This is a genomic window from Streptomyces sp. NBC_01267 (assembly GCF_036241575.1).
Lineage (GTDB): Bacteria > Actinomycetota > Actinomycetes > Streptomycetales > Streptomycetaceae > Streptomyces.
Map to the genome: position 1 here is coordinate 1142837 of NZ_CP108455.1, position 17251 is coordinate 1160087.

Annotated in this window: 17 protein-coding genes; 1 reads left to right on the top strand and 16 read right to left on the bottom strand. The window is 70.3% G+C overall.

The window, feature by feature from the left end; genetic code table 11:
• Positions 1-62: 62 nt before the first annotated feature.
• From rpoZ to pyrR, 11 genes are all read right to left on the bottom strand, one after another.
• The gene (rpoZ, locus tag OG709_RS05295) at positions 63-335 is read right to left on the bottom strand and encodes a DNA-directed RNA polymerase subunit omega (RefSeq protein ID WP_003970369.1); all 273 of its coding nucleotides are present in this window, start codon (positions 333-335) and stop codon (positions 63-65) included.
• Positions 336-360: 25 nt separating this feature from the next.
• On the bottom strand, positions 361-954 hold the full coding sequence (gene gmk / locus OG709_RS05300) for a guanylate kinase (protein ID WP_250303560.1): 594 nt from the start codon (positions 952-954) through the stop codon (positions 361-363).
• Between the two features lie 38 nt (positions 955-992).
• Entirely contained in the window at positions 993-1316 is a 324-nt protein-coding gene (locus OG709_RS05305; RefSeq protein ID WP_164264567.1) for an integration host factor, read from the bottom strand.
• 291 nt (positions 1317-1607) lie between these two features.
• Entirely contained in the window at positions 1608-2447 is an 840-nt protein-coding gene (gene pyrF, locus OG709_RS05310) for an orotidine-5'-phosphate decarboxylase (protein WP_250303558.1), read from the bottom strand.
• Complete coding sequence (locus OG709_RS05315; protein ID WP_250303644.1) at positions 2444-3553, bottom strand: quinone-dependent dihydroorotate dehydrogenase; 1110 nt, start codon at positions 3551-3553, stop codon at positions 2444-2446. The genes pyrF and OG709_RS05315 overlap by 4 nt, the downstream gene beginning before the upstream one ends.
• A 114-nt stretch (positions 3554-3667) precedes the next feature.
• Positions 3668-6979 (bottom strand): carbamoyl-phosphate synthase large subunit, encoded by a 3312-nt coding sequence (carB, locus tag OG709_RS05320; RefSeq protein ID WP_329165041.1) that lies wholly within the window; start codon positions 6977-6979, stop codon positions 3668-3670.
• Positions 6972-8156, bottom strand: a complete 1185-nt coding sequence (gene carA / locus OG709_RS05325) for a glutamine-hydrolyzing carbamoyl-phosphate synthase small subunit (RefSeq protein ID WP_250303554.1) — start codon at positions 8154-8156, stop codon at positions 6972-6974. Before carA ends, carB begins: the two co-directional genes overlap by 8 nt.
• Complete coding sequence (locus tag OG709_RS05330) at positions 8153-8749, bottom strand: PH-like domain-containing protein (RefSeq protein ID WP_250303551.1); 597 nt, start codon at positions 8747-8749, stop codon at positions 8153-8155. The genes carA and OG709_RS05330 overlap by 4 nt, the downstream gene beginning before the upstream one ends.
• A complete protein-coding gene (locus OG709_RS05335; RefSeq protein WP_326695218.1) occupies positions 8746-10032 on the bottom strand; it encodes a dihydroorotase in 1287 nt (428 codons plus the stop codon). The genes OG709_RS05330 and OG709_RS05335 overlap by 4 nt, the downstream gene beginning before the upstream one ends.
• A 2-nt stretch (positions 10033-10034) precedes the next feature.
• Entirely contained in the window at positions 10035-11051 is a 1017-nt protein-coding gene (locus OG709_RS05340) for an aspartate carbamoyltransferase catalytic subunit (RefSeq protein WP_329169059.1), read from the bottom strand.
• Positions 11052-11146: 95 nt separating this feature from the next.
• Positions 11147-11779, bottom strand: a complete 633-nt coding sequence (gene pyrR / locus OG709_RS05345) for a bifunctional pyr operon transcriptional regulator/uracil phosphoribosyltransferase PyrR (protein ID WP_250303548.1) — start codon at positions 11777-11779, stop codon at positions 11147-11149.
• Between the two features lie 217 nt (positions 11780-11996).
• On the opposite strand from pyrR, the gene bldD reads away from it, so the two are divergent.
• Positions 11997-12497 carry a transcriptional regulator BldD gene (bldD, locus tag OG709_RS05350; RefSeq protein WP_014157378.1) on the top strand — a complete coding sequence of 167 codons (501 nt, stop codon included), beginning with the start codon at positions 11997-11999 and terminating at the stop codon, positions 12495-12497.
• Between the two features lie 111 nt (positions 12498-12608).
• Here the strand turns inward: bldD and OG709_RS05355 are convergent, their stop codons facing one another.
• The 5 genes from OG709_RS05355 to OG709_RS05375 form a co-directional block, all read right to left on the bottom strand.
• Complete coding sequence (locus tag OG709_RS05355; RefSeq protein ID WP_266643977.1) at positions 12609-14084, bottom strand: pyridoxal phosphate-dependent decarboxylase family protein; 1476 nt, start codon at positions 14082-14084, stop codon at positions 12609-12611.
• A gap of 90 nt (positions 14085-14174) precedes the next feature.
• Positions 14175-14615, bottom strand: coding sequence for a transcription antitermination factor NusB (gene nusB / locus OG709_RS05360; protein WP_266643975.1), 441 nt, complete (start codon positions 14613-14615; stop codon positions 14175-14177).
• 2 nt (positions 14616-14617) lie between these two features.
• Positions 14618-15184, bottom strand: coding sequence for an elongation factor P (gene efp, locus OG709_RS05365; protein ID WP_250303542.1), 567 nt, complete (start codon positions 15182-15184; stop codon positions 14618-14620).
• A gap of 48 nt (positions 15185-15232) precedes the next feature.
• Positions 15233-16339, bottom strand: coding sequence for an aminopeptidase P family protein (locus OG709_RS05370; RefSeq protein WP_250303540.1), 1107 nt, complete (start codon positions 16337-16339; stop codon positions 15233-15235).
• Positions 16340-16399: 60 nt separating this feature from the next.
• Positions 16400-17206, bottom strand: coding sequence for a Pro-rich N-terminal domain-containing protein (locus OG709_RS05375; protein WP_250303539.1), 807 nt, complete (start codon positions 17204-17206; stop codon positions 16400-16402).
• Between the last annotated feature and the right edge of the window lie 45 nt (positions 17207-17251).

Sequence of the window (17251 nt, forward strand, 5' to 3'; positions counted from 1 at the left end):
CACACCACAGGCCCGGCAGTCGCGCTGCCGGGCCTGTGGTGAAAAGAAATAACTGTCTGCTGTTACTGCGCGGGGCCTTCGATGGCCTCGGAGGTCAGCAGACCCGCGTTGATCTCGCGGAGCGCGATCGAGAGGGGCTTCTCGTGGACGTGAGTGTCCACCAGCGGACCGACATACTCCAGCAGGCCTTCGCCGAGCTGCGAGTAGTACGCATTGATCTGACGCGCGCGCTTGGCGGCGTAGATCACGAGGCTGTACTTCGAGTCGGTTGCCTCAAGCAGCTCATCAATCGGCGGGTTGATGATGCCCTCGGGCGTGGTGATGGAAGAGGACACTCTCTGCCTTCCGATGGAGTGAATATCAAAGAACCTTGACCAAGGCTAGCAGCTCACGGGCCACGTCTTCGACGGAGGTATTGACAAGGGTCGTATCGAACTCCGACTCGGCGGCCAGTTCGATCTTGGCGACGGCCAGCCGTCGCTCGATGACATCGGGCGCCTCGGTCCCGCGACCGGTGAGCCTGCGGACCAGTTCGTCCCAGCTCGGCGGGGCGAGGAAGACCAACTGGGCCTCGGGCATCGACTCGCGCACCAGCCGGGCGCCCTGGAGATCGATCTCCAGGAGCACCGGCTCCCCGGCTTCGAGACGGTCGAGTACGGCACGGCGCGGGGTGCCGTACCTGTTGCCCGCGAACTCGGCCCACTCGAGCAGCTCACCGTTGGCGACGAGCTTGTCGAACTCCTCGTCGTCCACGAAGAAGTACTGGACGCCGTCGCGCTCGCCGGGGCGCGGCTTACGGGTCGTCGCCGACACCGAGAGCCAGACCTCGGGGTGCACCTTGCGCATATGGGCGACGACCGTGCTCTTGCCGACCCCGGAGGGGCCGGAGAGCACGGTCAACCGCGGATGGGGGTCCGGGGATACGGGGGTCGTCCCCCGGGGTGTTACAGCCATGCGGCGATTATTCCAGCTTCCCAGGGGTGCCTGGGACGTCAGGCAGAGCCGCCACCGAACTCGCGCTCCAAAGAGGCGATCTGATTGGAGCCGAGACCGCGCACACGGCGGCTCTCGGAGATGCCGAGCCGCTCCATGATCTGCTTGGCGCGGACCTTGCCGACGCCAGGCAGGGACTCAAGGAGAGCGGAGACCTTCATCTTCCCGATGACGCCGTTCTCCTGGCCCTGCTTGATGACCTCGTGCAGAGACGCGCCGGAGTGCTTGAGTCGATTCTTGACCTCGGCCCGCTCCCGGCGAGCCGCGGCGGCCTTTTCGAGCGCGGCTGCGCGCTGTTCAGGGGTAAGGGGCGGAAGAGCCACGCCTACGTCACCTCGGATGTCGAACTGTCGGATACGGACCGGTGAGGAACTGATCGCCCCACACCTGCGGAGCGACGTGCAACGAAGTTGCGCGTCGGCTCTCGACGGAGACTAGCGGCCACGGCCGCTCCAGTCAGCGAGAACAGACGAAAAGTCCTGGTCAGCCTTGGCCGGAGCGGATATTTAGGGCATAACACCCCGGTTTTCAGCCCCGCGGACGTCAACTGGCTGAAACTGCTCACCACACCCTCACTTTTTCGGACCCTCCGGCCCCCTACCTCGCGGGTCCCGCTAGGGCGCGACCGCCGCACGCACCTCGTCGGTGAAACGGGCGGCCGAATCGCGCAGCGCCGTGCGATCCGGACCGTGACGGAGAACACCCCGGCTGACGCTCGGCACGACGTTCCCGACGGCCCGGCCGAACACACCCGGCAGATCCGCGGGCGTCGCGCCCTGGGCGCCGATGCCGGGGGCCAGCAGCGGACCGTTGATGTCGAGGCGCACCCCCGCGTCGCCGAGCGTGGCGCCGACGACGGCGCCCACCGAGCCGAGCGGCTGCGCGCCCTCGTTCTCGGCCGCCATGTGGTCGAGCATCAGCTGGGCGAGCGACTGCCCGTCGGCCGCCGTGGCCCGCTGGACCTCGGCGCCCTCCGGGTTGGAGGTCAGTGCGAGGACGAAGACGCCCGCGCCGCTGAGCACCGCCGCGTCCAGGGCGGGCCGCAGCGAACCGAAGCCGAGGTACGGCGAGAGGGTCACCGCGTCCGAGAAGAGCGGCGAGTCCTTGTCCAGGTAGGTCGCCGCGTACGCGCCCATCGTCGAGCCGATGTCGCCGCGCTTGGCGTCCATCAGGACCAGGGCGCCCGCCGACCGCGCCTCGGCGACCGCCTTCTCCAGTACCGCGATGCCCCGCGAGCCGAAGCGCTCGAAGAACGCCGACTGCGGCTTGAGGACGGCGACCCGGTCGGCCAGCGCCTCGACGACCGTACGGGTGAAGCGCTCCAGGCCCGCGACGTCGTCGCCGAGGCCCCAGTCGGCCAGCAGGGACGCGTGCGGGTCGATGCCGACGCAGAGCGGACCGCGGGTGTCCATCGAGCGGCGCAGCCGGGCGCCGAACGGTTCGGGGGCGTTCATCGGGTGACCTTCCGGTTCTCGGCGCCGACGGCCTCGGCGAGGGTGGCGTACGGACTGGCGCGCAGCCGGGCGGCCAGGCCCTTGTGGATCGCGCGGGCCCAGCAGGGGCCCTGGTAGATGAACGCGCTGTACCCCTGGACGAGCGTGGCACCCGCCAGGATCCGCTGCCAGGCGTCCTCGGCGGTCTCGATGCCGCCGACCCCGATCAGGGTGAGGTCGTCGCCCACGCGGGCGTGCAGACGGCGCAGAACCTCCAGGGAGCGCTCCTTGAGCGGCGCGCCGGAGAGGCCGCCCGTCTCCGCGGTCAGCGCCGGGGACGATGTCAGGCCGAGGCCGTCGCGGGCGATCGTGGTGTTGGTGGCGATGATGCCGTCCAGGCCGAGCTCCACGGCCAGGTCGGCCACGGCGTCCACGTCCTCGTCGGCGAGGTCGGGGGCGATCTTGACCAGGAGCGGGACGCGGCGCGACGTGACCGTACGGTCGGCCGCTTCGCGAACGGCCGTCAGCAAGGGCCGCAGCGCCTCGGTGGCCTGGAGGTTCCGCAGTCCGGGGGTGTTCGGGGAGGAGACGTTCACCACCAGGTAGTCGGCGTGCCGGGCCAGCCGCTCGGTCGACGCGACGTAGTCGCCGACGGCCTCCGCCTCGGGGACGACCTTCGTCTTGCCGATGTTGACGCCGACGGTGGTCCTGAAGACCGGGACGCGGACGGCCAGCCGGGCCGCCACGGCCGCGGAGCCCTCGTTGTTGAACCCCATGCGGTTGATGAGCGCCCGGTCGTCCACCAGGCGGAAGAGGCGCTTCCTGGGGTTGCCCGGCTGCGGCTGCGCGGTGACCGTGCCGATCTCGACGTGGTCGAAACCGAGCATGGTCATGCCGTCGATGGCGACGGCGTTCTTGTCGAAGCCCGCGGCGAGACCGAACGGTCCGTGCATCCGCAGGCCGAAGGCCTCGGTGCGCAGCTCCTTGTACCGGGGCGCGAGGGCCGCGGCGGTGAACGTACGCAGGACCGGGACGCGCGCCGCGAGGCGGATCCAGCGGAAGGCCAGGTGGTGGGCGCGCTCCGGGTCCATCCGCTTGAAGACCAGGTCGAAGAAGAGTTTGTACATCAGGCTTTCAGGCTTTCCTCGGGACGGGACGGCGAGCTCCGTCGGAGAGTTCATGAAGAATCGGAGAGTTCATGAAGAGGGGGACACCGTTTCCGGTGTCCCCCTCTTGGGCTGCTAGCTCTCGCGTGCCGCCGTCAGATGCCGGGCGTGTTCCTGGAGGGAACGGACGCCGACGTCTCCGCCGTTCAGCGCGTCGATGCCCTGGACGGCCGCGGCGAGGGCCTGCACCGTCGTGAGGCACGGGACGGCGCGGGCCACGGCCGCCGTACGGATCTCGTAGCCGTCGAGCCGGCCGCCGGTCCCGTAGGGGGTGTTGACGATGAGGTCGACCTCGCCGTCGTGGATGAGCTGGACGATGGTCCGCTCGCCGGACGGGCCCTCGCCCTCGCTGAGCTTGCGGACCACCGTGGCGTTGATGCCGTTGCGGCGCAGCACCTCGGCGGTCCCGGAGGTGGCGAGCAGCTCGAAGCCGTGCGCGACGAGTTCACGCGCGGGGAAGATCATCGAGCGCTTGTCGCGGTTGGCGACCGAGATGAACGCCCGGCCCTTGGTGGGCAGCGGGCCGTAGGCGCCGGCCTGCGACTTGGCGTACGCGGTGCCGAAGACCGAGTCGATGCCCATGACTTCGCCGGTGGAGCGCATCTCCGGGCCCAGCACGGTGTCGACCCCGCGGCCGTGCATGTCGCGGAAGCGCGACCACGGCATCACGGCCTCCTTGACGGAGATCGGCGCGTCCTGCGGCAGGGTGCCGCCGTCGCCGGCCGCCGGGAGCATGCCCTCGGCGCGGAGTTCGGCGACGGTGGCGCCCAGCGAGATGCGGGCGGCGGCCTTGGCCAGCGGGACCGCGGTCGCCTTCGAGGTGAAGGGAACGGTCCGCGAGGCGCGCGGGTTGGCCTCCAGGACGTAGAGGATGTCGCCGGAGAGCGCGAACTGGATGTTGATCAGCCCGCGCACACCGACGCCCTTGGCGATGGCCTCGGTCGAGGTGCGCAGCCTCTTGATGTCGTGGCCGCCGAGGGTGATCGGGGGCAGCGCGCAGGCGGAGTCGCCGGAGTGGATACCGGCCTCCTCGATGTGCTCCATGACGCCGCCGAGGTACAGCTCGGTGCCGTCGTAGAGGGCGTCGACGTCGATCTCGATGGCGTCGTCGAGGAAGCGGTCGACCAGGACCGGGCGGGTGGGGCTGATCTCGGTGGACTCGGCGATGTACGAGGAGAGGCGGGTCTCGTCGTACACGATCTCCATGCCACGTCCGCCGAGCACGTACGAGGGACGGACCAGGACCGGGTAGCCGATCTCGTCGGCGATGGCCTTGGCCTCGTCGAAGGTGGTGGCCGTGCCGTGCTTGGGCGCGGGCAGTCCGGCCTCGGCGAGCACCCGGCCGAAGGCGCCGCGGTCCTCGGCGGCGTGGATCGCCTCCGGCGGGGTGCCGACGACCGGTACGCCGTTGTCCTTGAGCGCCTGCGCCAGGCCGAGCGGGGTCTGGCCGCCGAGCTGGACGACGACGCCCGCGACCGGACCGGCGAGGGTCTCGGCGTGGACGATCTCCAGGACGTCCTCCAGGGTGAGCGGCTCGAAGTAGAGCCGGTCGGAGGTGTCGTAGTCGGTGGAGACGGTCTCGGGGTTGCAGTTGACCATCACGGTCTCGTAGCCGGCGTCGCTGAGCGCGAACGAGGCGTGGACGCAGGAGTAGTCGAACTCGATGCCCTGGCCGATCCGGTTCGGGCCCGAGCCCAGGATGATCACGGCGGGCTTCTCGCGCGGCGCGACCTCGCTCTCCTCGTCGTACGAGGAGTAGAAGTACGGGGTCTTCGCGGCGAACTCGGCGGCGCAGGTGTCGACCGTCTTGTAGACCGGGCGCACCCCGAGCGCGTGCCGGACCTCGCGCACGACGTCCTCGCGCAGACCGCGGATCCCGGCGATCTGGGCGTCGGAGAAGCCGTGACGCTTGGCGTCGGCGAGCAGTTCGGGGTCGAGCTTCTCGGCGGCGGCCAGTTCGTCGGCGTGCTCCTTGATCAGGAACAGCTGGTCGACGAACCAGGGGTCGATCTTCGTGGCGTCGAAGACCTCCTCGGGGGTGGCACCGGCCCGCATGGCCTGCATGACGGAGTTGATCCGGCCGTCGGTGGGCACCTTGGCGATCTCGAGGAGCGTGTCCTTGTCGCCGGGGTCCCCGGTGAAGGTGAACTGCGAGCCCTTCTTCTCCAGCGAGCGCAGCGCCTTGTTGAGCGCTTCGGAGAAGTTCCGGCCGATCGCCATGGCCTCGCCCACCGACTTCATGGTGGTGGTGAGGGTGGCATCGGCGGCCGGGAACTTCTCGAACGCGAACCGCGGCACCTTGACGACGACGTAGTCGAGCGTGGGCTCGAAGGAGGCCGGGGTCTTCTCGGTGATGTCGTTGGGGATCTCGTCCAGCGTGTAGCCGACGGCGAGACGGGCGGCGATCTTCGCGATCGGGAAGCCGGTCGCCTTGGAGGCGAGCGCCGACGAACGCGAGACCCGCGGGTTCATCTCGATCACGATGATCCGGCCGTCTTCGGGGTTGACGGCGAACTGGATGTTGCAGCCACCGGTGTCGACGCCGACCTCGCGGATGATGGCGATGCCGATGTCACGCAGCCGCTGGTACTCGCGGTCGGTCAGCGTCATCGCGGGGGCGACGGTGATCGAGTCGCCGGTGTGCACGCCCATCGGGTCGAAGTTCTCGATGGAGCAGACCACCACGACGTTGTCGTGCTTGTCGCGCATCAGCTCCAGTTCGTACTCCTTCCAGCCGAGGATGGACTCCTCCAGGAGCACCTCGGTGGTCGGCGAGAGCATGAGGCCCTGTCCGGCGATCCGGCGCAGCTCCTCCTCGTCGTGCGCGAAGCCGGAACCGGCGCCGCCCATGGTGAAGGAGGGGCGTACGACGACGGGGTATCCGCCGAGCACGTCGACGCCGTTGACGACGTCGTCCATCGTGTGGCAGATGACCGAGCGGGCGGACTCGCCGTGGCCGATCTTCGTGCGCACGGCCTCGACGACGCCCTTGAAGAGGTCGCGGTCCTCGCCCTTGTTGATCGCCTCGACGTTGGCGCCGATCAGTTCGACGCCGTACTTCTCCAGGACACCGTTCTCGTGCATCGAGATGGCGGTGTTGAGCGCGGTCTGGCCGCCGAGGGTCGGCAGCAGCGTGTCGGGGCGCTCCTTGGCGATGATCTTCTCGACGAACTCCGGGGTGATCGGCTCGACGTACGTGGCGTCGGCGATCTCCGGGTCGGTCATGATCGTGGCCGGGTTGGAGTTGACCAGGATGACCCGCAGGCCCTCGGCCTTGAGGACCCGGCAGGCCTGGGTACCCGAGTAGTCGAACTCCGCGGCCTGGCCGATGACGATCGGTCCGGAACCGATGACCAGGACGGACTGGATATCGGTGCGCTTAGGCACGCTGGCCCTCCATGAGCTCTGTGCTGTGCTGGTTGTTGTCCCGCATGAGCTCGACGAACCGGTCGAAGAGGTACGCGGCGTCGTGCGGGCCCGCGGCCGCTTCGGGGTGGTACTGGACGCTGAACGCGGGCTGGTCGAGCAGCTGGAGGCCTTCGACCACGTTGTCGTTGAGGCAGACGTGGGAGACCTCGGCGCGGCCGTACGGGGTCTGGGTGACCTCGTCGAGCGGCGCGTCGACGGCGAAGCCGTGGTTGTGCGCGGTGACCTCGACCTTGCCGGTCGTACGGTCCTGCACGGGCTGGTTGATCCCGCGGTGGCCGTACTTGAGCTTGTACGTACCGAAGCCGAGGGAGCGGCCCAGCAGCTGGTTGCCGAAGCAGATGCCGAAGAGCGGCGTCTTCCGCTCCAGGACGGTCTTGATGACGGTCAGGTCGGCGGTGGCGGGGTCGCCGGGGCCGTTGGAGAGGAACACTCCGTCGGGGGCGATCGCGTACACGTCCTCGGCGGTGGCGGTCGCGGGCAGGACGTGCACCTCGATGCCGCGCTCGGCCATCCGGTGCGGGGTCATGCCCTTGATGCCGAGGTCGATGGCGGCGACGGTGAACTTCTTCTCGCCGATCGCCGGGACCACGTACGTCTCGGAGGTGGCGACCTGGGCGGAGAGGTCGGCGCCGTCCATCTCGGGCGCCTGCCGCACCTTGGCGAGCAGTACGCCTTCGTCGGCGAGGGCGTTGCCGGAGAAGATGCCGACGCGCATCGCACCGCGCTCGCGCAGGTGGCGGGTGAGTGCGCGGGTGTCGATGCCGCTGATGCCGACGACGCCCTGCTTCACCAGTTCCTCGTCGAGGGAGCGCCGCGCACGCCAGTTCGACGGGATGCGTGCGGGGTCGCGTACGACGTAGCCCGCCACCCAGATCTTCGCGGACTCGTCGTCCTCGTCGTTGACGCCGGTGTTGCCCACGTGCGGGGCGGTCATCACGACGACCTGGCGGTGGTACGACGGGTCGGTGAGGGTTTCCTGGTAGCCGGTCATGCCGGTGTTGAACACCGCTTCGCCGAAGGTCTCCCCCACGGCCCCGTAGGCACGGCCGCGGAAGCTGCGGCCGTCCTCCAGGACGAGTACGGCGGGAGACGCCACTTTCCTCTTCTCGGCGTTCCCCGGACTGGAGAGGGTCATCGTGCGGTGCCTTCCGTAGTGCTGGTGTGAGTGGAGTGGGTGACGGGCCGGGTCATGGCGTTGACCGCATCGACCCAGTCGGCCTGTCCGGCCGAGTGGTCGGAGCGGAAGCCCGAGTCGAGCAGTTCGTCGCCGTGCTGCCAGGTGATGATCAGCATGCCGCCCTCGGTGAGGACCTTGCCCGCGATGCCCTTGTCGAGCCTGGCCTCGCGCAGCTGCGCCACCGGGATGAAGAAGTCGCTCGCCCCGGGACGTACGACGTCCACACCGGCGTCGGTGAGCGTCACGTCCGCCCTGCTGCGGGTGCCCAGGCCGTGCGCGACGATCCGGTCGAGCCACTGCCCGGCCGTCGTCGAGCCGTGGTAGCGACCGCTCATACTCAGTCTGGCGGTACCGGGGTCGTCCGGCGCGGTGGGCAGCTCGGGCAGGTCGCTCTGGAGCGTCCCGCGCCACTTCCAGCCCTCGCGCATCAGCCAGTAGACGAGCGCGACGAAGAGCAGCAGGCCGACGATCCAGCCGATGCGGTCCGACCAGTCGGTGACTGTCGCCGACTTCTGTTCGGCTGCGAGTTGGAGATTGATGAGAGGTGTCACGCCAGTGTCCCGTCCACGACCGTTGCCCGGCCCCGCAGGAAGGTATGGGTGACACGTCCCGGCAGCTCACGGCCCTCGTAGGGGGTGTTGCGACTGCGGGAGGCGAAGCCTGCGGGGTCCACCTCACCACGGTAAGCCGCGTCGACCAGCGTGAGGTTCGCGGGCTCGCCCACCGCCACGGGGCGGCCGTGGCCCGTCAGGCGCCCGATGGCCGCGGGGCGGAAGGACATCCGGTCGGCGACGGTCTCCCAGTCGACGAGGCCGGTGTCGACCATCGTCTGCTGGACGACGGAGAGCGCGGTCTCCAGGCCCACCATGCCCATGGCGGCGGCGGCCCACTCGCAGTCCTTGTCCTCGTGCGGGTGCGGGGCGTGGTCGGTGGCCACGCAGTCGATCGTGCCGTCGGCGAGGGCCTCGCGCAGGGCCATGACGTCGGCCTCGGTGCGCAGCGGCGGGTTCACCTTGTAGACGGGGTTGTACGTGCGTACCAGTTCGTCGGTGAGCAGGAGGTGGTGCGGGGTGACCTCGGCGGTGACCTTCCAGCCCTTGGACTTGGCCCAGCGGACGATCTCCACCGAGCCTGCGGTCGACAGGTGGCAGATGTGCACGCGGGAGTCGACGTGGGCGGCGAGGAGGACGTCGCGGGCGATGATCGACTCCTCCGCGACGGCGGGCCAGCCGCCGAGGCCCAGCTCGGAGGAGACGATGCCCTCGTTCATCTGGGCGCCCTCGGTGAGCCGCGGCTCCTGGGCGTGCTGGGCGACGACACCGTCGAACGCCTTCACGTACTCCAGGGCACGGCGCATGATCACCGCGTCGTCGACGCACTTGCCGTCGTCGGAGAAGACCCGCACGGCGGCGGCGGAGTCGTGCATCGCACCGAGTTCGGCGAGCTGCTTGCCCGCGAGCCCGACGGTGACGGCGCCGATCGGCTGCACGTCGCAGTAGCCGGACTCCTTGCCGAGGCGCCACACCTGCTCGACGACCCCGGCGGTGTCGGCGACGGGGAAGGTGTTGGCCATGGCGTGGACGGCGGTGAATCCGCCGACCGCGGCGGCCCTGGTACCGGTGAGCACCGTCTCGGAGTCCTCACGGCCGGGCTCCCGCAGGTGGGTGTGGAGATCCACCAGGCCGGGCAGCAGGATCCGGCCTTCGGCCTCGATGACCTCGGCGCCGTCGGCGGACAGGCCGTGGCCCACCGCCGCGATCGTCTCGCCGTCGATCAGGACGTCCTGCGGCTCGCCGCCGAGCACCTTCGCACCACGGATCAGGGTCTTGCTCATGATTACTTGTTCTCCTCGGTACGGGCGGTGGAAGGCGCCGCGGCGGTGGCGGGCGACGGGTGGGCGGTGGCGGCCGGTTCGGAACCGCCCAGCAGCAGGTAGAGGACGGCCATCCGGATGGATACGCCGTTGGTGACCTGCTCGACGGCCGTGCAGCGGTCGGAGTCGGCGACCTCGGCGGTGATCTCCATCCCCCGGTTCATCGGTCCCGGATGCATGACGATCGCGTCGTCGGGCATCCGCGCCATGCGGTCGCCGTTGAGGCCGTAGCGGCGCGCGTACTCGCGTTCGGTGGGGAAGAAGGCCGCGTTCATCCGCTCGGTCTGGACGCGCAGCATCATCACGGCGTCGGACCCGGGCAGCACCCGGTCGAGGTCGTAGGAGACCTCGCAGGGCCAGTTCTCCACGCCGATGGGCACCAGGGTGGGCGGGGCGACCAGCGTCACCTGCGCGCCGAGCGTGTGCAGCAGGTGGACGTTGGAGCGGGCGACCCTGCTGTGCAGTACGTCGCCGACGATCGTGATGCGGCGGCCCTCGAGATCGCGCCCGGTCCCGGCGTCCGCGCCGACCAGCCTGCGGCGCATGGTGAAGGCGTCGAGCAGCGCCTGGGTGGGGTGCTCGTGGGTGCCGTCGCCCGCGTTGACGACGGCACCGTCGATCCAGCCCGAGGTCGCGAGGCGGTACGGGGCGCCGGAGGCTCCGTGGCGGATGACGACGGCGTCCGCGCCCATCGCCTCCAGGGTCAGCGCGGTGTCCTTGAGCGACTCGCCCTTGGAGACCGACGAGCCCTTCGCGGAGAAGTTGATGACGTCGGCGGAGAGACGCTTGGCGGCGGCCTCGAAGGAGATACGCGTCCGGGTTGAGTCCTCGAAGAAGAGGTTGACGACGGTACGGCCGCGCAGGGTGGGAAGTTTCTTGATCGGCCGGTCCGCGACCCGGGCCATCTCCTCGGCGGTGTCGAGGATCAGGACGGCGTCGTCGCGGGTGAGGTCGGCGGCCGAGATGAGGTGGCGCTTCATCTGGGTGTTCTCCATGTTTGCGGAGGATTCAGGCATGGCGGGCAGACAGCCGGGCACAGCTCTGCGGCCCCGGGCGCGGGGCAGCGAAGAGAGAGCTACCGGCCGCCGGCCGGGGCGGTCCGGGTACCGAGCAGAACGGTGTCGCGACCGTCCTCCTCGGCGAGCTGGACCCTGACCGTCTCCCGCAGCGACGTGGGGAGGTTCTTGCCGACGTAGTCGGCACGGATCGGGAGTTCGCGGTGACCGCGGTCGACGAGGACCGCGAGCTGTACGGCGCGCGGGCGGCCGATGTCGCCCAGTGCGTCGAGCGCGGCGCGGATCGTACGTCCCGAGAAGAGCACGTCGTCGACGAGGACGACGAGGCGTCCGTCGATGCCGTCCGCGGGGATGTCCGTACGGGCCAGCGCGCGGGCCGGGCGCATCCGCAGGTCGTCGCGGTACATGGTGATGTCGAGGGAGCCGACCGGGATCGTACGGCCGGTGATCTCTTCGAGCTTGGCGGTCAGCCGGCGGGCCAGGAAGACGCCGCGGGTCGGAATGCCGAGAAGTACGACGTCTTCGGCGCCCTTGGCGCGCTCGACGATCTCGTGGGCGATGCGGGTCAGTACCCGCGCGATGTCCGGGCCCTCCAGTACGGGGCGTGCGTCGGAATCGCGGGCATCCGCGCCGGAAGCCGTGCCGGCCCCCGTGTCGATGCCTGTTTCAGTGCCTGAGTCAGTGCCGTCCATGAAAACGGACCTCCTTCTCCGCCTCACGGGACGGACCTTAAAGGACGTCGAAATAACAAACCCCACGGTATCAGGGGTGCGCACGGGGCTCGCGACCCGGTCCGGAGCAGGGCCGCGACCATTCGGCTTGACGCATCCAAGTAACGCTGCGTAACCTCACAGTGAGTTACCAGCCGCGCGGCGGAGCCGCACGTCGCCACAGCGTCCGGGGAGCCATATGTCCAGCGAATACGCAAAACAGCTCGGGGCCAAGCTCCGTGCCATCCGCACCCAGCAGGGCCTTTCCCTCCACGGTGTCGAGGAGAAGTCCCAGGGCCGCTGGAAGGCCGTGGTGGTGGGTTCGTACGAGCGCGGCGACCGCGCCGTGACCGTGCAGCGCCTCGCCGAACTGGCCGACTTCTACGGCGTCCCCGTGCAGGAGCTACTGCCGGGCACCACGCCGGGCGGTGCCGCCGAGCCGCCGCCGAAGCTCGTCCTGGACCTGGAGCGCCTCGCCCACGTCCCGCCGGAGAAGGCCGGGCCGCTCCAGCGTTACGCCGCCACCATCCAGAGCCAGCGCGGCGACTACAACGGCAAGGTGCTGTCGATCCGCCAGGACGACCTGCGCACGCTCGCCGTGATCTACGACCAGTCCCCCTCGGTCCTCACCGAGCAGCTGATCAGCTGGGGCGTGCTCGACGCGGACGCCCGCCGTGCGGTCGCGCACGACGAGGGCTGAGTCCGTTCCGGACCGCTCAACAGCAGAAACGTCTCATCCTGAGGGCGGGCCCGCACGGTGCGGGCCCGCCCTCAGGCATTCCACGGCATGTGCCCCGGTCACGTGCCCGCGTCACTGTCCGGCAGGGGCGGTCCGGTAGAGCCGTCCGACGAGCTCGGGCAGCAGGCGTTCGGCCAGAGCAGGCGGCAGCGCCTGGAGGACCGCCAGGACGGGAGCCATCCGCGCGGGAAGCTCGCCGTCCGCCCCCACCCCGGCGAGGGTGAGCGCGAGCGCCGCCTCCTCGGGTGTGAGGGTGTCCGGGTCCAGCAGCCCGGCCGCCGCGGCCAGTTCGGGGTCGACCTCGGCCGGACCCAGCTCCCGGGCGGCGGTCACCGCCTTCGCCAGGGCGTCGAGCAGCTGTCGTACCGTCTCCTCGTCCGCCACCGCCGCCGTCACCGTGAGATGCAGGTTGGCGGGCGAACTCCCGAACGCCGGCTGCGGCTGCACGTACCAGCCGTGGCCACGCATCTCGTCCGCGACCACGAACGGATCGATGTCCGGCCCGTCCGCGGCGACGGCGATCAGCGAGGACTCGGGACGGCCCAGCACCCGCAGGCCGTCGATCTCCTCGATTCCGGCCCGCAGCGCCGCCGTCGCCCGGTGGACGCGCAGCGCGAGTGCGGTGTAGCCGGCGGTGCCGATCCGCTCCGTCACCGCCCAGGCGGCGGCCAGCGGGCCTGCTGACTTCGTGCCCTGGAGGGTGGCGTTGACGACCGGGTAGCCCGGCCAGGAAGCGTGGGCGAACCACCCGTGCCGGCGCAGCTCGGCGTCCTTGAAGAGCAGCACCGACGCACCCTTGGGCGTGTACGCGTACTTGTGGAGGTCCACCGAGAGCGAGGTCACGCCCGGCACCGAGAGGTCGAATGGCGGCAGTTCCGGAGCCTCGGCTGCGAGCCGCAGGTGGCCCAGGTACCAGCCGCCGATGCAGGCGTCGACGTGGCAGAGCACACCGCGCCCGGCCGCCGCTCCGGCGACCTCCGCCACCGGGTCGATCACTCCGTGCGCGTACGAGGGCGCCGAGACGACCACCAGGGCGGTGCGCCCGGTGAGCGCAGCCGCCATGTCCTCGGCGCGCACCTGGTAGGTGTCCGGGTCGACCGGCACCACCACGGTCCGGAGGCCGAAGAGCCCGGCCGCCTTGTGGAAAGCGGCGTGCGCGGTGTCGGGCAGCACCAGTTCGGGCTCGGTGACTCCGCGGGTGCGCAGGGCGTGCTCACGGGCCGTGGAGACGGCGAGCAGACAGCTCTCGGTGCCTCCGCTGGTGAAGGTGGACGCGGTGTGTGCGTCGCCGCCCAGCAGTCCGGCGGCACGCGTCACGAGGTCGTTCTCCAGCGCCACCACACTGGGGAACGCCGTCATGTCGAGGCCGTTGACGCCCGCGAACCGGGCGGCTGCCGCCGACGCCAGTTCCTCGATGCCCGCCAGGCCCGAGTCGTAGACGTACGCCATGGTGCGCCCGCCTCTGACCGGCAGATCGGCGGCGCGCAGCGCGCCGAGCCGGTCGAGGATCCGCTGGTCCGTGCAGGAATCTTCACGAGGGTCGGCCATGCGCCGAAACCTAGGGCATCTGCCGGGAAACGCACCAGGCCCGAAGCAGAAGATTGTTCATCTTCTGCTTCGGGCCCGTAGGAACGACCGCTAGGACGGGTCCGTGTCGCGGCGCAGACTCGGCTTGAGGTCCTTGAAACGGCCCAGCAGGCCGTTGATGAAGGACGGCGACTCGTCGGTGGAGAACTCCTTGGCGAGCTGCACCGCCTCGTCGATCACGACCGCGTCCGGGGTCCCGTCGACCCACACCAGCTCATAGGTGCTGAGCCTGACGATGTTGCGGTCCACGACCGGCATCCGGTCGAGGGTCCAGCCCACCGCGTAGGTGGCGATGAGGTCGTCGATGCGGTCCGCGTGTTCCGCGTACCCCTCGACGAGCTCCATCGTGTACTCACCGACCGGCGGCTGCCGGGGGTCGGTCCTGGCGTGACGGATCCAGTCCGCGAGGACCGTCTGCACGGACGCCGCGCGCTGGTCGGCCTCGAAGAGGATCTGGAAGGCGCGCTTGCGCGCCGTGTTCCGGGCAGCCACGGTTAGCTGTTCACCCGGCCGAGATAATCACCGGAGCGGGTGTCGACCTTGATCTTCTCGCCGGTCGTGATGAACAGCGGGACACCGATCTCGTAACCGGTCTCCAGGGTGGCGGGCTTGGTGCCACCGGTGGAGCGGTCGCCCTGGACACCGGGGTCGGTGTGCTGGATGGTCAGCTCGACGGCGGCCGGGAGCTCGACGTAGAGCACCTCGCCCTCGTACTGGGCGACGGAGGCGGTGAAGCCCTCGATGAGGAAGTTGGCCGCGCCGCCGACCGACTTGCGGTCGACCATCAGCTGGTCGTAGGTGTCCATGTCCATGAAGACGAAGTACTCGCCGTCCATGTACGAGAACTGCATGTCGCGGCGGTCGATGGTGGCTGTCTCGACCTTCACGCCGGCGTTGAAGGTCTTGTCGACGACCTTGCCGGAAAGCACGTTCTTGAGCTTGGTGCGCACGAAAGCCGGGCCCTTGCCGGGCTTGACGTGCTGGAACTCGACGACGGACCAGAGCTGGCCCCCGTCGAGCTTGAGCACCAGGCCGTTCTTGAGGTCGTTCGTGGAAGCCACGGTTGAGGTTCTCCTGGACTGCAGCGTGTGTGGGACCGCGGGTACTCGCTAGAGCGCGAGCAGTTCCTTGGTCGTAATGGTGAGTAGCTCGGGTCCGCCGTCCGCCTCAGGGCGTACGACGAGCGTGTCATCGATCCGGACTCCGCCCCGGCCCGGGAGGTGGACCCCCGGTTCGACGGTGACCGGCACGCAAGCGTCCAGTTTACCCATGGCCGCAGGTGCCAGCTGCGGGTCCTCGTCGATTTCGAGTCCCACACCGTGCCCGGTCGCCGCCGCGAGGCCCTCACCGTGGCCCGCGGCGTCCAGGATCTGGCGGGCCGCGCGGTCCACGTCGCGACAGGCGGCGCCGGGCACAAGGGCCTCGCGACCAGCCCGTTGTGCGGCGAACACCAGGTCGTACAGCTCGATCTGCCAGTCGGCCGGCGAGGTCCCGATGACGAACGTCCGGCCGATCTCACATCGGTATCCGCGGTACACGGCCCCGAGCCGCACGGTGAGGAAATGCCCCTCCTCGACCCGGCGGTCGGACGGGCGGTGGCTCCCCAGACCGGCGTTGGGCCCGGTGGCCACCGATGTCGGGAAGGACGGCCCCTCGGCGCCGTGGTCGATGAGCCTGCGCTCCAGTTCCAGGGCGAGATGGCGTTCCGTACGCCCGACGAGAATCGATTCGAGGAGTTCGCCCAGGGCCTGGTCGGTGATCTCCGCAGCGGTCCGCAGGGCGCTGATCTCGTCCTCGTCCTTGATGATCCGCTGCTGTTCGACGGCGCCGGCCAGATCGGCGAGGCGCAGCCGGGGCGCCACCGAGCCCAGCGCCCGGTGCCTGGCCACGGTCAGATGGCGCTCCTCCACGGCCAGCGACTCGGCGCTCCCGCCGGCCAGCAGATCCGCCGCGGCCACCGCCGGGTCACCGCCCGGCGAGGGCAGGACCGTCAGCCGCAGGTTCACGTCGGGGCGGCCGTCCGCGGGATCGTCCGTCGGTTCGGCGGGGCAGAGCAGTACGTCGTCGGAGGGGCCCAGCAGCAGCACCGCGCCCGCCGGGGCGGCTCCAGCGAGGTAGCGGACGTTGGCGGGGCGGGAGACCAGCGCGGCACCGCTGCCTGCGGCCAGGCAGCGGTCACGCAACCTGGCCCTGCGGACCGCGAACACCTCGGACATGCTCCCGAGCGTAGGAGCGGGGGCGGGTGTCGGCCGTTTCAGCGCGTCCGACCGGGGGCTTCACCAGGTGGGAGGGGAGGCGATGGAGCGGGCCAGCACGTCGTCGAGCACCTGCGCCGTGGTGGCCACGTCGTAGGTCGAGTTGTCGATGATCGGCAGCCCCGAGCCGTACCAGCCGGCCATCCGGCCGTGGATCCGGGCGACTTCCTCGTCGCCGAGGCGGCGGTTGCCGCTGCGGGCGGCGTTGCGCTCCAGTACGACCTCCAGGCCCGGCAGCAGGACGACCGGCAGCAGACCGGGGCCCACGTGCCGCTTCCAGCCGCCGAGGCCGACCACCGGACGGTCGGGGAAGACCGCGTCGTCGAGGATGCAGGAGATGCCGTTGGCGAGGAAATTCCGGGCGGCGAAGCCACAGGTGCGGCGGGCGAGGCGGTACTGGGCCTCGGAGTGGTCGTTCCAGCCGGACCGGGGGTCGGCGAAGCCGGAGCAGACCCATTCCCGTACGTCGTCGAGGCTGATGTGCGACGTGGGCACCCGGCGGCTCTTCGCCCAGTGCCGGGCGACCGTGGTCTTGCCCGCACCCGCGGGGCCTATGAGCAGCACGGCGAGCGTGGTGTTGCCGGTGTCCGCCTGGGTGGTGGCGGACGGCGGCGCCGGGAGCGGCACCGGGCCGCCGGGCGGGAGCTGGACGTGGCCGGTGGATTCGGCGGAGGGTTGTGCGGTCGGCCGGTGCGCCGGGGGCGGCGGCGGCTGGGGCGGCGCCTGTGCCACCCAGCCGGGGGGCTGTCCCGGGTGCTGGGCGCTCTGTGCCCATCCGGCGGCGCTTCCGTGGGGCGGCGGGAACGGAGCCCCCACAGCGTGCTGCATCCGGTGCCACTCCGTCTCGTTCGGCCGACTGGTCCTCGCCCCCGA